The organism is Mesobacillus subterraneus, from assembly GCF_000934845.1.
GTDB classification, from domain to species: Bacteria; Bacillota; Bacilli; order Bacillales; family Cytobacillaceae; genus Mesobacillus; species Mesobacillus stamsii.
Map to the genome: position 1 here is coordinate 1 of NZ_JXIQ01000105.1, position 17,009 is coordinate 17,009.

Sequence of the window (17,009 nt, forward strand, 5' to 3'; positions counted from 1 at the left end):
CCACCTACTCATTGGGCTTTAGCCCTTCCCATTCCTTGAGGATGGGAGACTTCTTTCGGAAATCCGTTAAAAGGAGATTAAAATCACCTGTTGTAATGATGCCGAGTTTTTTCCTTAGGAAGATAAGCTGTTGATAATGATAATAGATGGAATGTTGATCAGTTAATGCCTGCGCTACATTGATTTCCCGATATCGCGGATTTGCCTTAATCCAGGACTTCCCGTGGGTAAATCCAGCGTTTAATTGATTACTCCACTGCATTGGAGTCCTGGCATTATCTCTCCCTTTGGCATAGATTGCCTTCATTATCTCATTATCTGGTATTCCCATCGAATGTTTTTCATTGTACATATTCAATGTTTCAATATCCCTATAATCCTCAATTGTTTGAAATTTCACATTTGTCATCCCTATTTCTTCGCCTTGATAAATATAAGGTGTTCCCTGAAGCATATGTAAACAGGTGGCAAGCATCTTGGCAGATTCTATCCGATATTTTTGATCATCCCCAAAACGGGAGACGATTCTTGGTTGATCATGATTATTCCAATATAGACTATTCCAGCCATTTCCATATAATTTTGTTTGCCATTTTTCAAAATGTTCCTTAAGCCTAACTAGGTTTAGGGGTCTAATATCCCATTTCTCCTTCGGTCCGCTATCAAGATCCATATGGTCGAATGTAAAAACCATATTTAATTCTTTATTTATCGGATTCGTGTAAATTACTGCATCCTCGGGGCTTGCGCCTGGCATTTCCCCTACGGTAAGAATGTCATATTTCGATAAGACTTCCTTGTTCATTTCCTGAAGATATTCATGGATTCGAGACCCATTTATAAAATAGGGCCCCCGTCCCCATAGAACCTGCCTTCTTTCATTTCCCCATCTGGTAGACCAGGCGCCTTGGAAATAAAGTTTATCACATCCATCCTGAAGCCATCGATCCCTTTACCAGCAATATCCCCTATTCCATCCCCATCCGAGTCCAAAAAACTTCTCGGATATATTTGGTAGACTACACTCTTTTTCCACCACTCTTTTTCATTACAACGCATTTCCATTCCAAAGACTCCTCTATAATATTTGTCAAAAGAGGGGCAAAAGCCCCTCTTCCATAAAATTATTCCACGTTTCCGTATGTCCATTGTTCGCCAGAAGTAGTGATACGATAATGTAGGGCAGAGACATCATCTTCGGACCAGTTTAGAGAACTGGGATCCTGTCGGGCAATGACTACATTAATGTTTGCCCAATCCCCATTGTTGACGGTTCCGGAACTTGAAAATTCGGATAATGGAATTACCATTTCCATATCTCCCGAGGATGTGCTCCATTGTGGATTAATCACATTGTTGAAATGTTTTACAAAGTTCCAATTGCCGCTCCCGACTAAAAATTTAGAGTAGTTGTCTGAATCGCTCCACCTTCCAACCATAAAACTCATTTGCCTGTCGAGTTTTCCTCCATATAATCCGGTACCTTTCTTTTCTATTGCAGCGTTTTTAAAGTCTTCCGAAAATACCATCATTGCAAAACGAGGGGATGTATTAAATCCTGGCAAGGAACCGCTTTTGTTTTTAATCCTGATATATAAATTGGAAGAATCGTTGCTTATATAGACTTTGTTAATATCTGTTTCCCCAGCTCCGGAAATGGTGTCTCCCATATTGTCTTTATAATATGGGACATTGTTCCATTGGGCCAAATCATTTACTACGTTGGAAGTAATATTGATACTCTTATATGCCCCTGCATTATACTGAGGGGGAATAATCCTAAGGTCAGCTTTCCCTTCGTAAGCCAAGGCAGTTCCTATATACCAAGCTGCCGTTACTGGTTCAACCATAGTACTCTGTAGAGGCTTAAAGGTCACCCTTGAGACTGCCTCACCTTGTGCCATATACCCAGCGCCCATACGGGATACAATCCATTTCAGGTACTCCAGTGCTGTCTGTTTTTCTCCTCTGTAAATATGATGCAAAGCGATATAGGAACTCATTTGCGGCCAGGTTGGTTCATCACTCAATGCTTCGTTACCAGCCGGGCTGAACGAAGCAGTGTAATAAAACGTATCTCCATCGTACCTTGATACCCCGTAATTATCATGTTGAAGATTCGTTTTAATTTTATTCACATGGCTGTTTGCCCTCGATGACAATGAATCCAATACCCCATATACCATTAAAGCGTTGGAAGAAGCATCTACTAATGTCCTTGGTGTACCATCTGTATTGACTGCTCGATTAAAATATCCATTACTATCATTCCAAAGGCCACTTGGATTCCAACTATCGTTCTTTTGGATATTCGATCTAATTTTACTGGATGCTCCATTATAGTTGTCTGCAAGATCACTTAAATTCATCGCTCTCGCCATATGCTGTGCTGAGTCTAGGCCAGCAACATACAATGCTTGGGTAAATCCGTTATATTCTATTTGCTCCTCCCAAATACTAGCATCCGCTTCTCCATATCCATAAGGATTGGAACCTAGGTGGGACCATACAAAATCGGCAGACTTTTTATATTTGGTCCAAATGTTATTTAGAAAAGTAGTATCGCCAGTTAATTTATAGTGCTGGTATGCACCAACAAGAAAAATACCAATGGAATCATGTTCTGGTTCAACAAATGAAACATAGTTGTTAGTCCAGTAATCAAAGGTCGTTTTAAAGGTACCGTCCGCTTCCTGCCGATCTTGTAACCAATACCAATATTTTTTAGCATCTTCGTAAAATCCTGCCTGGTCCAATATCATAGCCGTTACAGCGGAATCCCTAGCCCAAACTTTATATCCATATGCAATGGGATTAGTGGTAGCAGGTGTGGTTCCGTAACTTGGATTTATAGCATTTTTGATTGTTACTAATCCTCTTTTATAAGCAAGATTTAATCCCTCATCATCAAAATTAACTGTCTTCCCGCTTTTCAACCAATTACTGTATGAGTTAGTTGTTTGTGTAAACCAGTAGTTGACCGACTGGGACGTAGCGGTGGATACAGCTGCTTGAGCTTTGGACAATGTATCTTGTACAGTAGCGACAAACGAAATGGATATTGAGCTATTTGCTGGGATGGTTACTTTATCCTGAAATGCAACGCTTATATCTTCCGCATAAATATCCGAGTTATTTTTCAGTGTTCCATTATTATCAAATGTATACCAAGGTGCAACTGTCATATTACCTAAATTCGCGTCTCGGTCATTAGCCACCTGAAAACTATCTGCTTTTTGGAAAGCCCCTAGAGCAATATAATATTGTCCAGAACTTGACATATCAACATACATGGCGTTTTTAGAAGAATCGTACCATGCATGGTTTTGATAGTTTCCATTACCGATAGATTTGTTGTTAACATGTATTTGTTCCAGGACATTGTAATCAATTGATGAGGTGCCACTATTTTTAAAAGTATACGTTGCTACCATGAAATCCTGGTTGGGAACCATCGCAAAATCTTTTGTAACCTCAATTGGCAACTGGCTACTTCCATAATTTAAATACTTCGTCCTGAGAATACCATTCTCATCGTAGTAAGCTTGTGAAGCGAAGTTATGAGGCTGGGTATACTTGACACCATTTGTTTCATCCCTGAAAAATGAGGAATAATCTTTTATTTGATTTGTTGCATAATCATTGGCTATCCTCATTTCACCTATGCGCGGCCCGTAATTTCCAGTGTCATTTTGAGAAAGTTTGCTCGCCATCCAAAGATTTACACTATTTTTCCAGTTGGACATATACAAGCTTGTCGCAGATTCATCCGTAGGCATTGTTGTAGATAATGCTTTTACGGAGATTAATTGCGGAATAAATAGAGAAACAACCAATATAATGCTAAGCGTTATTGGAAAAACCTTAGATTTTAACATCCCCAACATTGTTTATATCCCCTTTCGACTTTTGCCTTACTGTATGCTTAAATGGTAATCCTTTCCTTCCCATCTATCAGTATTTGTTTCTATAATTCCGTTATTATTGTCATCCCAAAGAAATGTAAAATCAACGGTAGTACCTGAAGAAAATGGACCAACGGAGCTTTCAAAATCCTCTTCAGAGTTTTTCGATCCATTACTAGTTAATGGTGTGTCGGTTATATTCTGCCACCCATTTGTCCCCCAGTGAATCCAACCCTGTTCCCCAACCCGGAAAACAACCCTATATCCAGCCGGAACAGAGGTAATCTGCCTATCAAACTCCCAAATATAAGCTTTGTCCAAGTCGAGGTGATCCAAATTGATTGCTCCACCATTGGAAGAGTTATACCAGAGTACCACTGAATGATAGCCGGCCTGTAGATTAACGGTTAATTCTCCATATTGCCATGAATCCCAGTTGCCACTATTCTTTAAATTTACAGTGCCAGCATAACTGCCATCGATATAAACATCCCTTGTAGCGTTACTGCCTCCATTAGCATACTTGAACCTTAAAACATAGTCTTCCTGCTCAACTGCATTTACCGTGAAGGATACACCATCATTTACTTCAGCAAATTGATCAACAAAACCACTTCCTGTAAAATTAGAATGGTTATTGTTTACAGCAACATTACTTAAAACTTCTTTCTCTGCTTCATAAATGTCATTCACCGGGTTTGTGAAACTTCTTTTCATATAAATCATATCCCAATAATTTAAAGAAGGTAATGTAAAGGAGACAAATTTCCCCTTACTATCAGTTCCGCTAGTAAAGGCTAGTTCTTTAGACTTCCCACCATCAATATCAGGCGTGGCTAAGTAGATATTTGAAATGTTTTCATTCCCTCCAATATATACCTTTGTCTGTAAATTAGATTTTACTGAAGGCTCTGAGGCACTGTTTCTCCATTTTGTATCATTATTTGTCAGATTTATTAAGTGGACAATATTATAGTCCTTACTTCTATTGTAAATGGACCAAATAGAATTGCTGCTAGCATCTCCGCTAACTACTTCGCCAGAAATATCAACAAACTGTTTTCCTGAATCATTAGAAATAACATCTTTATCAAAAAGAATATTTTCATATGCTGTAATGAAATTATAGTAATTTTTCATGGAATTCTTCAGTGAATTCCTCATTTGCTTACTCTTATTAGGGAAGTAAGGATGTCCCAACATTTGATCGCCTTCGCCCATCTCAATATGGAAAGCACCACTAGCAGCAAGTGCAGCATCTGTTAACCGAACAGATGGTTCATTAAAAGTTCCAAGTGTTAAACTATCTAGATTAATAAATCCACTATCATCCTGATCTTTCTGAATAGAAATTGTATGTGTGCCTGCTTTTAATTCCACCATTGCATAAGAATCAAATGCCCACGTATCCCAACCATTTTGATCAAGGAACTCCACTTGCTGAATATCTTTTTGATCAACATAAACACTTCTAGTTGAGGTATCCCCGGTGTCATTTGCATATTGGAACACTAGGCTGTATTTTCCATCTTCAGGTACAGAAATAGAGAATTCAACTTTATCTCCAGTTTCTCCAAATAGGTCAACGAATCCAGAACCTGAATAACCATTATGATTCGTGTTTGTCCCTACATTTGTTAATTGGGCATTTTCAGCCTCATATCTTGTTCCAGTGTTTTCCTCATAATTCATGTAAGCAGCAATGACCAGTGGCTTACGTCCATTTTGTTTTTTTACATCGTAGATATAATTTTTAAGCTCCATGTATTCGTCAGCCTTACCCCAAATTTCACTATAATCAAAGTCGGTTTTTGCGTTTGAAATTACATCTCCTACTGCCCATCCACCAACAGCACCATCAACCATGTTAAATGTTACAGCCTTATTCCCTAAACCGTTTGATAGAAGGTTGCTTTTAAGATTATTAATAAATCCGGAAAAAGAATTATCTAAATCAATTACGTTGCCATTATAATCAAATGGATCACTTCTTTCTCCCATTTGATCTAGGTGAATCCCATCGAATCCGGCGGTTAATATTGAATCTCTGTATTGGCCAAAAATGTGATTCTGCCAATTTAGATTTGCTGGGTTAAAGAGCCATAAATTAGTCTCCGGTTTATTATCTACAAAGTCAAAAACTAATTGGCTTTGATGTGCATTGTCGTAATACATGCCCCATTGGGGACTAACTCCGGAAATCTGTTCATAATCCTGCAAACCAGCATAATTCATGGTATAAGGCATGGCAGCGGCATTATATTGATGCGCGGAATTGATTAAGTTTTGAATAGTTGACCAGGAAATCGTTAATTTACCACTCCAATCATTCCATTGAGTGTCAATTGTTCCATTCGTACGCTTAATCATATTTTCGTGACGCCACATCCAATCATAAAATTGAAAAGAATTTACATGATAATCCTCTATCGATTGCTTCACGCGAGAATTTGTAACCGAACTATTTTCTCCCACGGGGTATTCAGTAAGAAAACCATAGCGTGGATATTGTGTCCATTTACTTGATACATCCACTGCCGTAGTTCCAACAGCACCAGAAGCTGTTACCTGAACAAAATATCCCTGAAAGTCAGTACTTGGAGCTGTCCAAATAAAACTAATATTTTTTGTCTCCCCTGGATTTAAGCTTAGCTGTTTGATTTGGGAACTTTGCTTGTAGTCCAAATGGTACACATCTAAATAGACATCACCACTCCATAATTGTGAGGTATTATTAGATATCTCAGCAGTTACATTTACATTTGAACCGGGATTATATCTGGCTTTATCAGTAAACACTCTTAAGACATTTAACAATGTAGCTGCATGAACAACTTTTTCTTTTTGCAGAGGGATAAACGGTACCATTAAAATCACGATTAACAAAAGAGCCAAAAATCGTTTCATCTCTTCACCCCGATTGTTTATTTGATTTCGAAAAACAAAGAACCGACCAGACCTCAAGCTTTTCGATATTTACTTCGAGCATAAACCCATTTGAACCCTTTACTTTTTTAGGTTTGAGTTCGATTGGCTGGCATTCATTTGAATCCGGTGTTGCAAAGAATACTCCCTGGACATTTTCTTCCATTAGAACTCTCACTTTTACATTTGAAATCGGAACTGGCGGACTTTCTTTCGCTGTGTTCCACAAGTTATCCTTATAATTGCTGAGGTTAAGGAGGTGGATAACCAGGAAACGTTTGTTTTCCTTTACAATCGTCCATACAGTTCCTGCTTCACCTGAAGGGGAAAATCGAATATCCTTCCCTTGAAATTCAATTTCATTATCGCGGCCTATCTCATTGTTGTATCCTCCTGTATGCGTATAGGAGATATCGACGAATTTCCCGAACAAAAGCTCCTGGTATTGCACGATAAAATCGTAGTAGGACCTTACTTTCCTTTTAAATGTCTCACTCATTTCCCCGTAATTCGGGTAGTACCCTTCGGTAAGGACCTTATATTCTTCTCCAATGAGCAAATGGTAGGCGCCATTTGCGAATATTGTTGCCATGGCAGTAAGAGCTCCGTTCTCAGCTGCTTGCTGGTTGAACCCTTCTTTGCGATGATTAAAGGGTGCAAGATAAGCCGCGAGAATAACTTGTTTGTCTCCAGAGTACTGTTTTGTTTGATCAATGAGGACTTTTAGTTCAGGGTAGGAGTTGATTGGCGACCAAACTTCAATATAAATAGCATCGTGCTTGGCATCTGCAGTCGCATAGGTGGGAAAGTTCCCGACGTTGTTGAAAATGAGACCAACATCCGGGTTAATTTCAGATAATTCTTCTCTTGTTCTGTTAATGAACGGGGCGAAAGTTTCTGACATATCAACTAGATTACCTTGCTGGTTCCATGCCTTTTTTGGGAAACCATATTGGTCCATATGTATCCCATCAAAGCCATATTCTATTACTCTTTTGAACTCATTTATGATATGATCATTCCATTTTGAGTCAGAGGAAATATCCATAATGTAAAAGATATCCACCAAGGAATAGGGAATCCCATCATTTTGGTAAAGCCCCCATTCGGAATGCTTTTCAAAGAAATCTTTAAGAGAAGCGTAGATTGCACCATAAGCAATTGTGGCCATACCTTTTTGATTGGCGTTAAAAATCTTTTCCTTTATAACATCCGAAGACAGCTTTCTTCCAAGCGGATCAGTAAAGTTATTATCTTCCGGCACTAATTGGTCATGTCTGTACATCCAGTCATAAAATTGAACAATGTTAATATGGAGTTTATTAAGAATGTCCAAATCTTTGAGTTTTCCATTTTCTTCGGGATGAAATTCACATAGGAATCCGTATCTTGGTGACTTGTTCCAATGGGAGGCTACATCGAATGCAGAAGACTTTGAATCACTGGTCAAGCCTTCCAAATCGAGTAAATCCACCTTTATTCCAAATCCTGTTTGTTCAAAATCCTGCTTTTCAAGTTCAAAATCTATGATCTCCTCTCCTTGAATTGAATATTTTTCATGAAAAATTATATTGTTTAAGTGAGAAATTTCCACATCCAACACTGACCCTGGATGAATTTCTTCCAGTTCAACCCTAAACATCGGTTTCTCACCTGGCTTGAATTGTGCTTTTAAGGGATATAAATCCAGAATTTTCTGTACTTTCAAAACATTTACCCGCCTTTCCGTGGATCAGCCTTTGACCGACCCTGCTGTAAGTCCTTTAATAAAATGCTTTTGAAGCAAAACGAATGCTAAAATAACTGGAAAAATCGCAAATAAAGAGGCAGCAAAGACCAATCCCCATTGGGTTTGATGAGCGCCATGGAAAGTAGCAATCGCAACGGGCAAAGTATATTTTTCTGGTTCATTAATCGAAATGACTGCCCACACAAATTCATCCCAGCCAAAAAGAAAAGTGAAAATAGCGACTGTTGCCAGTGCCGGCTTCGAAAGTGGTAGCACTACTTTGAAGAAAATAGTAAAGAATCCGCCGCCATCAATCCTCGTAGCATCCTCAAGTTCCCTAGGAATCCCTTCAAAAAAACCACGAAGCAAAAATGTATTGACCGCTATATTCATGGCCACATAAACAAATACAAGTCCCCACAAATTATTCAACAACCCAAGATTTTTTGCTAAGATAAATTGCGGAATAATCAACATCATTCCCGGAATCATGAGAGTAAGCAAGATGATCATGAACAGAAACCTTTTGCCCCTAAAATGAAATCTAGCAAAAGCAAAGGCAAGCATGGAAGATGATATCAGGACGATAACAGTTGTTAAAACCGATACAAAAACACTATTCATAAAATATCCTTGGAAATTATTCGAATTCCAGGCATCTGAAAAGTTTTGCAATGTCGGATCAGTAGGTATAAACTTTGGCGGTACTTCAAATACATATGTTTGTCCTTTTAGGGAAGTCGACACCATATAAAGAAATGGGATAGTTGTAATTGTAGCACCAAGTAAAAGGAGGACATATACAACGGTTTTTAATAAAAATTTTTGTTTTCTCATCTTCTCCTCCTACATATCTACAGGTTTATTAAATATTTTCATTTGCACGGCACTAATAATGAATATAATCGCTCCCAAAATATAGGATAAAGCAGCTCCATAACCAAAGTTAAGATTTCCAAAGCCCTGATTATACATATAGGTTAGTAGCACCTCGGTCTTCTGGAGCGGTCCCCCACCAGTGATGAGGAGAACGGAGATAAAGACATTAAATCCCCCGATGATTAGCATGATGGAAATAAATGCTATGGTCGGCTTTAAAAGCGGTAGAGTCACCTTGAAAAAGAAGTGTATAGGACTAGCGCCGTCTATTGTGGCTGCCTCCTTCAAATCCTCCGGAATATTCTGTAGGGCCGCCAGGAAAATTACCATTGACCATCCCACTCCTTTCCAGATACCTAAAAGCATTATGACTGCCAATGCAGTACCCGGCTCCTGAAGCCAGTTGATATAGGAAGGAATAATGTGCAGGAAATCTTTTAATATATAATTGATTAACCCTGCCTGGCTGTTGAACAGGTACTTGAATAATAGTGATACAACTACCCAGGAAGTGATGACCGGTAAATAATACAGTGTACGAAAAAAAGCTTTGCCTTTAATACTCTGGTCAAGTAGCACCGCAACGAATAACCCTAGTACCATTTGGGATGGAACGGTTACTGTGGTATAAATGATGCTGTTTTTTAAAGACGTCCAGAAAACCGGATCTTTCATTGCCTGTAAATAATTATCAAAGCCGATAAACTCGCTTTCACTTGGCATTAAGATATTCCATTGGTAGAAGCTCATTTGCAGTGCCTTCAGTATTGGGTAAGTATTGAAGGCTAAAAAGAAAAACATAGCCGGGAGAATAAAGAAAATAACTTGTTTTGAACGATATAAATCTTTCTCCATGTATTCCAGTCCCTTTCTTTATCTTTAAACTACAGGGGAGAGCCTTGTAAAGAGAATCTCTCCCCACCAGTCTTATTGGGCCAAGATGGCATCAACTTTCACAGTTGCTTCATCCAAGGCATCTTTTGGAGATTTATCGCCTCGCAAAGCATATTGAACCGCCTCGGAAATCGCAGTATCAATTTTGTTCCACTCAGGATGCGGTGTGCGAGCTTTTGCTGTTTTCAACTGTTCCATAAAAATTCCATAATATTCGTGATTTTTCATATAATCACTTTCTGCCAAATCCTGCAGGACTGGAATTTGTCCTACATCAGCCATTGAAAGCTGTGTGTCCTTGGAAAGCATGAAACGAATGAAGTCAGCAGCTTCCTGTTTATTTTTAGATTGCTTAAACAGCACAATGTCTTCTCCGCCAACTACCGATACAGACCCACCCTTGCCTTCTGGTATTAAGGACATTTGAACCTCAAAGTCTGGGTATTGATCCTTAAAAATCGGTACCATCCAAGGTCCATCTAGGATCATTCCATATTTCCCTTGCGCATATCCATCGGCAGTACCTAATCCTCCTCCAAGGATTGAAGGACCCAAATTACCTTTTTTATTCAACTCAACCAATTTTTCAAGGAATTGCACACTCTCCGGGCTATTCAAATAGCCTGTAGATTTGGTCATGTTTTCGTCAGTAACTCCCCCTCCAGCGCTCCATAATAGGGGCAGTACATTCCATCCTCCTGTTCCTCCCTCTGCATATCCCCATTCTTTTCCCTCTTTAGAGAGCTTTTCGATAGTTGTATAAAATTCATCCAGCGTTTTTGGAGGAGCAGTTATACCTGCATCATCGAACATTTTTTTATTCCACATAAGAACACGTGTATTCGTATCAAGCGGCAGGCCATAATAATGGTCCTTCCATTTATTCGGGCTCAATGTACCTGGAAAAACACTATCTTTATAAGTGTTGAAATCATCCATCAATTGGTCAAGAGGCTCAAGAGCATCCAGCTTTGCAAGCTGAGGAACCCATGCCAGGTCTGCCCTGATCATATCAGGGGCCGTACCACCCGAAATAGACGTAATCAACTTTTGATAGAATTGATCGTACGGAACAGCTACTGACTTGATTTTTACTCCTGGATGTTCCTCCTCAAAATTCGGGATAACATTTTCTTCAAAATGCTTTGCTTCCACAGGGTTATAGCCGTGCCAGAATGTGAGTGTGACCTCTTTTTTTTGTGCGTCCGCTTCCTTCTGTGTTTCGTTAGTAGTTTTTTCGCCAGAACATGCAGTTACAAAAAGGAGCAGAAGTACCATAATTAAACTTAACAAATGTAAACGCTTACTAAACATTCAATAACTCCTCCTAATAAATTCATTTATTTATAGATTGGAATTTTAAAGAATTCATCCAGAACAAGTGCACAGGCTCCAATTAACCATGCATCATCTCCAAGATCAGAAAAAAATAAATCCAACTGTTTCGGGTGCTTAACAAAGAAATGAGTATTCAGTTCTCTCTTGATCCCTCTTATCAGATATTCAGAGTGATCCAATCCTTCCATACCCAAAATGATGGCGCCAGGATTAAATAGATTGACCATATTTTTTAAACCGATACCAAGGTTTTCACCTTGTCTAATTAATATTTCCTTTGCATAATAATCTCCAGCTTCTGCTTCACGGGATACAGACGACAAGTTGATATTCTTATATTTGACAAGTTGGGAGTCTGCCCCAAGTGATTTTAACCGGGCAATTTCACTTACTAGATAGTGGTCTGATGCGTACATTTCCAAGCATCCTCGTTGGCCGCAATAACATGGAGTCCCTTCTCTCTGGATAATGAGATGACCCAGTTCTCCGGCTCCTCCAAACTCTCCGCGATAAATTCGCCTGTCTATGACAATGCCTGCCCCTATCCCTATACCCACCGTTACTCCAATAATTGTATGGTTTTCCTTCCCGATTCCTCTCCAAAGATGAGCAAGAGTAAAGACGTTTGCATCATTTTCCAAAAAGACTGGGATATTGAATTTTTCCTCTAAAACCTTAAATTTGATATTCTCCCAACCTACTATTGGCGAATCGATAATAGTAAGTTTTCCTGAATCCACCAAACCGGATGCAGCTATCCCAATTCCCAAAAACTCAATACCAGTATAAAGTTCATAAATTTTTTCTATTTCGGTGATAATCAATGAAGTGATATCTTGTGCGGTTAATTTCTGCGGAAAGAGAATGGTCTGTTTATAATCTAACTTGCCATTCAAGTCTGAGGTGCTTATGAGTAGACGTGTGTTTTCAATCTTGATGCCAATTGCTTTTTTGGACATTCCCTTTAGTGTTAGTAATACTGGCTTTCTTCCACCATTGGAATTACCGGATCCTACCTCACAAATCAACCCTTCGTTCATGAGTTCACTGATAATGTTTGTAATTGTTGATAAACCCAATTCTGTATTGACGGATAAATCCGTCCTGGATATTGGCCCCTTCAGCCTAATTTCATCTATTACCAGAGATCTGTTTAATTCCTTAATGAAATCCTTGTTTCCCCTTCTGATTATTTGGTTCATATTCCTCCTCCAGCTAAGTTTATTCCTTCAATGAGCGAATAAACTTTATAAAAATTTTTTGTTCCAAGAATTTTTTTGTGACACTTGGTACACTTTTATAATAACTTTATTCATTGAACGAATCAATGTCTTAAAATAAAAATATTTCGACAAAAAATTTTGACAAGAGTATTTTTTTAGATACTATTAAAAACCTATTTTTATAAACAGTTAGGAAGTGAGTAATAACAATATCAGATTTTAGAACAGCATCCAAACTTAATTTATGACTGTCACGAGCCAAAATAAAACAAAAAACGCACAAGTAATTTCCTGTGCGGTAAAAAAATGTATTATATTGGCGGGACCGCCTGGGAATCGAACCCAGCTAACCTGGCACGCAGGTCACAAGCGGTTTTGAAGACCGTGGAGGGCACCAGCACCCCAATCAGCCCCTTATGAAAGAACAAATTTTATTATACTTAGAAGCTGTCGATTTTACAAGTGTATTAACTTAATTGTCACAAGGCTTGTCTCCTTTGAAACCGGATATTATAATGAAGGAAAGATAGTAGAAATGTGTGGGTGAAGGGTTATGTATCAGCTCGAAGGTTGGTTTTTATGGTTTATTTTATTCTGGGTCGTAGTATTGGTCGGCTTATTCGCGATTGGCGGCTTTTTCATGTTCCGCAAATTTTTGAAAAAGCTGCCTAAGGACGACGGGAAATCAGATATGGATTGGGAAGAGTATTATGTAAATCAGACTAGGCATCTTTGGACGGAGGACCAAAAGGTATTGCTCGAAGATTTGGTTAGCCCGGTACCTGAATTGTTCAGAGATGTTGCAAGACATAAGATTGCTGGTAAAATCGGTGAGCTGGCGCTTATGGAAAATGCGGGCCAAATCACTCAGGAACTAGTCATCCGTGGTTATATATTGGCAACACCAAAACGCGACCATAAATTTTTGCGAAAGCGTCTTGCAGAAAAGCGAATTAGTACCACTCCCTACGAAAGCCTTTTTTAATCGTTTCTTCTGTAAAAAAACCAACGAGTTTCAGAATCTGAAACTCGTTTCTCACTTTATTCTTCTTCTCCACCTGCGATATTCACCGGACCGGATCGCCTTTGCCTCACAAATATTCCCTGCGATCAACAAAACTACTCCGATAGCAATTAAACTAAACATAATAGCAGGTGAAATGCTTTTAATATATCCCATTCCCTTTAAAAAGATCGGCACAAGAAACACAGCAGGTCCCAGGATTTTTAACAAAATCGCATAATTTTTCAGTGACATCTCTACTCCTCCTGACTGAATCAAGTGGTCTAATCATTGTATTCTGTCAGAGTGAAATTGGTGACCTGGAATCAAACTGTATATCATTTCCTTACTTTTTCTGAAGAAACAACGTTCACAAAAAAAAACAATCAGCCCCACCTTCGCTGATTGCCTCGATAGCCACACGTGCTATCCTGCTTAGTATTTAGATTAATAGAGAAATATAAAATTCGTTGCCTGGTTCTGTTAAGAATTTTTTAACTTTCGTTAAAACAGATAGAAGTGGGCACATACCAAAAAGAAATTAATGATGACTTTGTAAACCATCGCCAACACTCCTTAAATTGAGAAATCCCTTATATTTAAAGCTTATCATAGGATTGTAAAGCAGAAATTAAACAATTTCGGCAATTTTGTAAATTTTCATTAACACCATTTTATTCTTTTTCTTTCCCTCTGATTTTCTCTCTTAGCTCCTCTAACGCCTCAATCGAAAGACTGCCTAATGATTGTACTATTTCCTCTTCAATATTTTTCCTGTTTCTTTCGCGGTATTGATCCCACCATTCACGCAGACCATCCGTATTGTTGAGTAAATATTCGATATCAATGACCTCGATTTCATCATCGGAAATATAGTTAAGTACTGCCTCCAGCATATCGTTTAATCTTTCTATTTCATTACGCTCTTTGTCATCCTGGGTTTCTTTCACCTGATGATTTTCTGCAGCTTTTCGTGGCAAAGTCTCACCTTCTCTTTTCCTGTTTACTACCCATTATTCCCGATAGAATGGATTTTATTGTAAATTCAATTTCAAATCGATACAAACTTGATATTTTGCTGCAAATTCGATTTTGCCACACTTTTTTCATGCAAAAATCCCCTCGTCGATAGCGAGAGGATTTAATTATTGATTGATATGTCTTAGTGGAGTTCATTGTGAAGCTTTTTAAATTGCCTATACATCGCAATCCGCCATGGTACGATCATTGCGAAAGCCAGAATCCAAAACATCCCGCTCAGTTCGCCGACATCAATTGTGCTGCTCAATACGAGCTTCGCAATAACGCGTACTACCAATAAACCGATTAAGATGAAAATAAAAGCCTTTGATCTTTTAAGAAAGATTTCTCTGCCGCGCACTTCAAATTGCGAAGTTTTGATTAGCAGGATCGAGAACAGCATTCCTACCGTTATCGCTTCTAAAATCTGTAAAAAATGCACCCGAAACATCGGGAAGATAAACATGAGAGCACCGGTACTCATGAAAATTGGCGGCAAAATAATTTTTTTAGCTGATGCTGGTTTTTTGGCGGCCTTCACCCTTACGGCTGTAACGAAAATTGCCATACCAACTGCACCTATTGTAGATGCCATAACATAATTCATCTGATTTTCATCCCTTATTATTTGATTACACTATTATTATAATGAAAAATAGCCATTTAAGATACACTTAAATGGCTATTTTTTATCTAAGAACTCTTGATACTGAATCAATTACCTGGGAATCATCAAATGGCTTGACAATAAAATCCTTTGCCCCTGCTTCGATGGCATCTACTACCATCTTCTGCTGGCCCATTGCTGAGCACATGATGATTTTTGCATCTTTGAAGTCTTTTTTGATTTCTTTTACTGCCTCCAGTCCGCTCATTTCTGGCATTGTTATATCCATTGTCACTAGATCAGGCTTAAGCTCGCGGTACAGCATGACTGCCTCACGTCCGTTTTCGGCTTCTCCAACAATTTCATGATTCGCTTTCCTCAGAATATTGGTTAAGGTGATTCTCATAAATTTTGCGTCGTCCACTATCAAAATTCTGGCCATTGCTGTATCCTCCCCGACAATCCAACAAGTATATTAAATTAGATAATTTCCCCTTAATTACTATATAACTATAAATAGTCATTATTTTCAATGTAAAGACACCGACAAAATTCTCCCAAACAGTTTCTATTATTTATGAAACTATTTTACCAATGTTCCTTTTGAAATTTTCCAGTCTATGTTATATACTAATATAGTACTTGTAATAATTTCTATATTTATAACGATTTTACATAAAAATGCTAACGAAACACATAATAGAAAGGATTTTCACCTTGTCAAAAGAGCAAATGATCACCAATATAGAGAAGAAGCGAGTTGAACTGATAGAAATCACCGCTAAGAACGGTTTAAATTCCACTATTGCCATTCACTATAGCCAAGAACTTGATAAACTGCTGAATGAATACAATCGCCTCTATCTCAAAAAGGCAGCCAAGTAAGAAAAACCGGGCAAACTGCGCCCGGTCCTTTTTTGATTTTGCTGATCATCGGGCTGTTGATTAGAACGGATGACACTCGCTTTCTGCAGGGCGTCAAATGAGATCCTCCTCGTCACTTTGCTAAGGGCACTGAAAAACTTATGTTTTTTTATTTTGCTTTTCAACTGATTCAGCTGCACGTGTTGGGCATAAGGCAATGGATTCTTCCTTCCTTGGATACAAAACCCATATCGCAATGAGAGACGAACGAATTATCACTGCGGCCATTGTAGCAACAGGCGAAGCCACAGGCATGGAAATGGAAACAGTCATTGGAGATACAGCTTATTCTGAAAAGAGAACATTCTTTATACAAAAGAAAAAAACTGGAACTAGTATCTAAAATGCATCCAAATGCGGAAAGATACCCTTATACAAGCGTTTTCACCTCTATAAGGGCACCTTTCTTGCGGAAAGATACCCTTATGTGAGCATTTCCGCCTCCATAAGGGCACCTTTCTTGCGGAAAGATACCCAAATAAGTAAAATTGTTTCCATTTTTTATCTCAATACATCTTTGACTTCATTTGGCAGAACCGAAGGCGAAAAACGTCTCGAGGAG

Annotated in this window: 13 protein-coding genes, 1 tRNA gene and 2 pseudogenes; 3 read left to right on the forward strand and 13 right to left on the reverse strand. The window is 38.6% G+C overall.

The annotated features are described in order from the left end of the window. Window positions 1-67: 67 nt before the first annotated feature. From UB32_RS13605 to UB32_RS20055, 9 genes and pseudogenes are all read right to left on the reverse strand, one after another. A pseudogene (locus UB32_RS13605) lies at window positions 68-954 on the reverse strand (alpha-amylase family glycosyl hydrolase); the annotation flags it as partial. Window positions 955-1,124: 170 nt separating this feature from the next. Continuing rightward, window positions 1,125-3,887 carry a glycoside hydrolase family 15 protein gene (locus UB32_RS19060; protein ID WP_052807037.1) on the reverse strand — a complete coding sequence of 921 codons (2,763 nt, stop codon included), beginning with the start codon at window positions 3,885-3,887 and terminating at the stop codon, window positions 1,125-1,127. Between the two features lie 27 nt (window positions 3,888-3,914). After that, window positions 3,915-6,812, reverse strand: a complete 2,898-nt coding sequence (locus tag UB32_RS13610; RefSeq protein ID WP_052807038.1) for a glycoside hydrolase family 66 protein — start codon at window positions 6,810-6,812, stop codon at window positions 3,915-3,917. Between the two features lie 4 nt (window positions 6,813-6,816). Further along, window positions 6,817-8,538: a glycoside hydrolase family 66 protein gene (locus UB32_RS13615; RefSeq protein ID WP_052807039.1), complete on the reverse strand. Its 1,722-nt coding sequence runs from the start codon at window positions 8,536-8,538 to the stop codon at window positions 6,817-6,819. A 24-nt stretch (window positions 8,539-8,562) separates the two neighbouring features. Continuing rightward, window positions 8,563-9,396 carry a carbohydrate ABC transporter permease gene (locus UB32_RS13620; protein ID WP_044394510.1) on the reverse strand — a complete coding sequence of 278 codons (834 nt, stop codon included), beginning with the start codon at window positions 9,394-9,396 and terminating at the stop codon, window positions 8,563-8,565. A 9-nt stretch (window positions 9,397-9,405) separates the two neighbouring features. Then, complete coding sequence (locus UB32_RS13625; RefSeq protein WP_044394511.1) at window positions 9,406-10,293, reverse strand: carbohydrate ABC transporter permease; 888 nt, start codon at window positions 10,291-10,293, stop codon at window positions 9,406-9,408. 72 nt (window positions 10,294-10,365) lie between these two features. After that, on the reverse strand, window positions 10,366-11,646 hold the full coding sequence (locus tag UB32_RS13630; protein WP_044394512.1) for an extracellular solute-binding protein: 1,281 nt from the start codon (window positions 11,644-11,646) through the stop codon (window positions 10,366-10,368). Window positions 11,647-11,672: 26 nt separating this feature from the next. Further along, the gene (locus UB32_RS13635; RefSeq protein WP_044394514.1) at window positions 11,673-12,872 is read right to left on the reverse strand and encodes an ROK family protein; all 1,200 of its coding nucleotides are present in this window, start codon (window positions 12,870-12,872) and stop codon (window positions 11,673-11,675) included. Between the two features lie 338 nt (window positions 12,873-13,210). Next, window positions 13,211-13,307, reverse strand: a tRNA-Sec gene (locus UB32_RS20055). A gap of 139 nt (window positions 13,308-13,446) precedes the next feature. Between UB32_RS20055 and UB32_RS13640 the strand changes: the two genes are divergently transcribed. Continuing rightward, window positions 13,447-13,878 (forward strand): DUF2621 domain-containing protein, encoded by a 432-nt coding sequence (locus UB32_RS13640; RefSeq protein WP_044394516.1) that lies wholly within the window; start codon window positions 13,447-13,449, stop codon window positions 13,876-13,878. A 51-nt stretch (window positions 13,879-13,929) separates the two neighbouring features. On the opposite strand, the gene UB32_RS13645 is transcribed toward UB32_RS13640, so the two are convergent. From UB32_RS13645 to UB32_RS13660, 4 genes are all read right to left on the reverse strand, one after another. Continuing rightward, entirely contained in the window at window positions 13,930-14,151 is a 222-nt protein-coding gene (locus tag UB32_RS13645) for a hypothetical protein (RefSeq protein WP_044394517.1), read from the reverse strand. 419 nt (window positions 14,152-14,570) lie between these two features. Beyond that, window positions 14,571-14,876 (reverse strand): hypothetical protein, encoded by a 306-nt coding sequence (locus UB32_RS13650; RefSeq protein WP_044394518.1) that lies wholly within the window; start codon window positions 14,874-14,876, stop codon window positions 14,571-14,573. 182 nt (window positions 14,877-15,058) lie between these two features. Beyond that, window positions 15,059-15,523 (reverse strand): CcdC family protein, encoded by a 465-nt coding sequence (locus tag UB32_RS13655; RefSeq protein WP_044394519.1) that lies wholly within the window; start codon window positions 15,521-15,523, stop codon window positions 15,059-15,061. Window positions 15,524-15,605: 82 nt separating this feature from the next. After that, complete coding sequence (locus UB32_RS13660; protein WP_044394520.1) at window positions 15,606-15,965, reverse strand: response regulator; 360 nt, start codon at window positions 15,963-15,965, stop codon at window positions 15,606-15,608. A gap of 275 nt (window positions 15,966-16,240) precedes the next feature. On the opposite strand from UB32_RS13660, the gene UB32_RS19540 reads away from it, so the two are divergent. Then, window positions 16,241-16,408: an aspartyl-phosphate phosphatase Spo0E family protein gene (locus UB32_RS19540; RefSeq protein ID WP_084221848.1), complete on the forward strand. Its 168-nt coding sequence runs from the start codon at window positions 16,241-16,243 to the stop codon at window positions 16,406-16,408. A gap of 160 nt (window positions 16,409-16,568) precedes the next feature. Then, window positions 16,569-16,800 (forward strand): annotated as a pseudogene (locus tag UB32_RS13670) (IS5/IS1182 family transposase); the annotation flags it as partial. Between the last annotated feature and the right edge of the window lie 209 nt (window positions 16,801-17,009).

Bases quoted from the DNA above. Each gene is read 5' to 3' on its own strand.
- UB32_RS19060 (WP_052807037.1), bottom strand. From the start codon at position 3,887: ATGTTGGGGATGTTAAAATCTAAGGTTTTTCCAATAACGCTTAGCATT.
- UB32_RS13610 (WP_052807038.1), bottom strand. From the start codon at position 6,812: ATGAAACGATTTTTGGCTCTTTTGTTAATCGTGATTTTAATGGTACCG.
- UB32_RS13620 (WP_044394510.1), bottom strand. From the start codon at position 9,396: ATGAGAAAACAAAAATTTTTATTAAAAACCGTTGTATATGTCCTCCTT.
- UB32_RS13625 (WP_044394511.1), bottom strand. From the start codon at position 10,293: ATGGAGAAAGATTTATATCGTTCAAAACAAGTTATTTTCTTTATTCTC.
- UB32_RS13630 (WP_044394512.1), bottom strand. From the start codon at position 11,646: ATGTTTAGTAAGCGTTTACATTTGTTAAGTTTAATTATGGTACTTCTG.
- UB32_RS13635 (WP_044394514.1), bottom strand. From the start codon at position 12,872: ATGAACCAAATAATCAGAAGGGGAAACAAGGATTTCATTAAGGAATTA.
- UB32_RS13640 (WP_044394516.1), top strand. From the start codon at position 13,447: ATGTATCAGCTCGAAGGTTGGTTTTTATGGTTTATTTTATTCTGGGTC.
- UB32_RS13645 (WP_044394517.1), bottom strand. From the start codon at position 14,151: ATGTCACTGAAAAATTATGCGATTTTGTTAAAAATCCTGGGACCTGCT.
- UB32_RS13655 (WP_044394519.1), bottom strand. From the start codon at position 15,523: ATGAATTATGTTATGGCATCTACAATAGGTGCAGTTGGTATGGCAATT.
- UB32_RS13660 (WP_044394520.1), bottom strand. From the start codon at position 15,965: ATGGCCAGAATTTTGATAGTGGACGACGCAAAATTTATGAGAATCACC.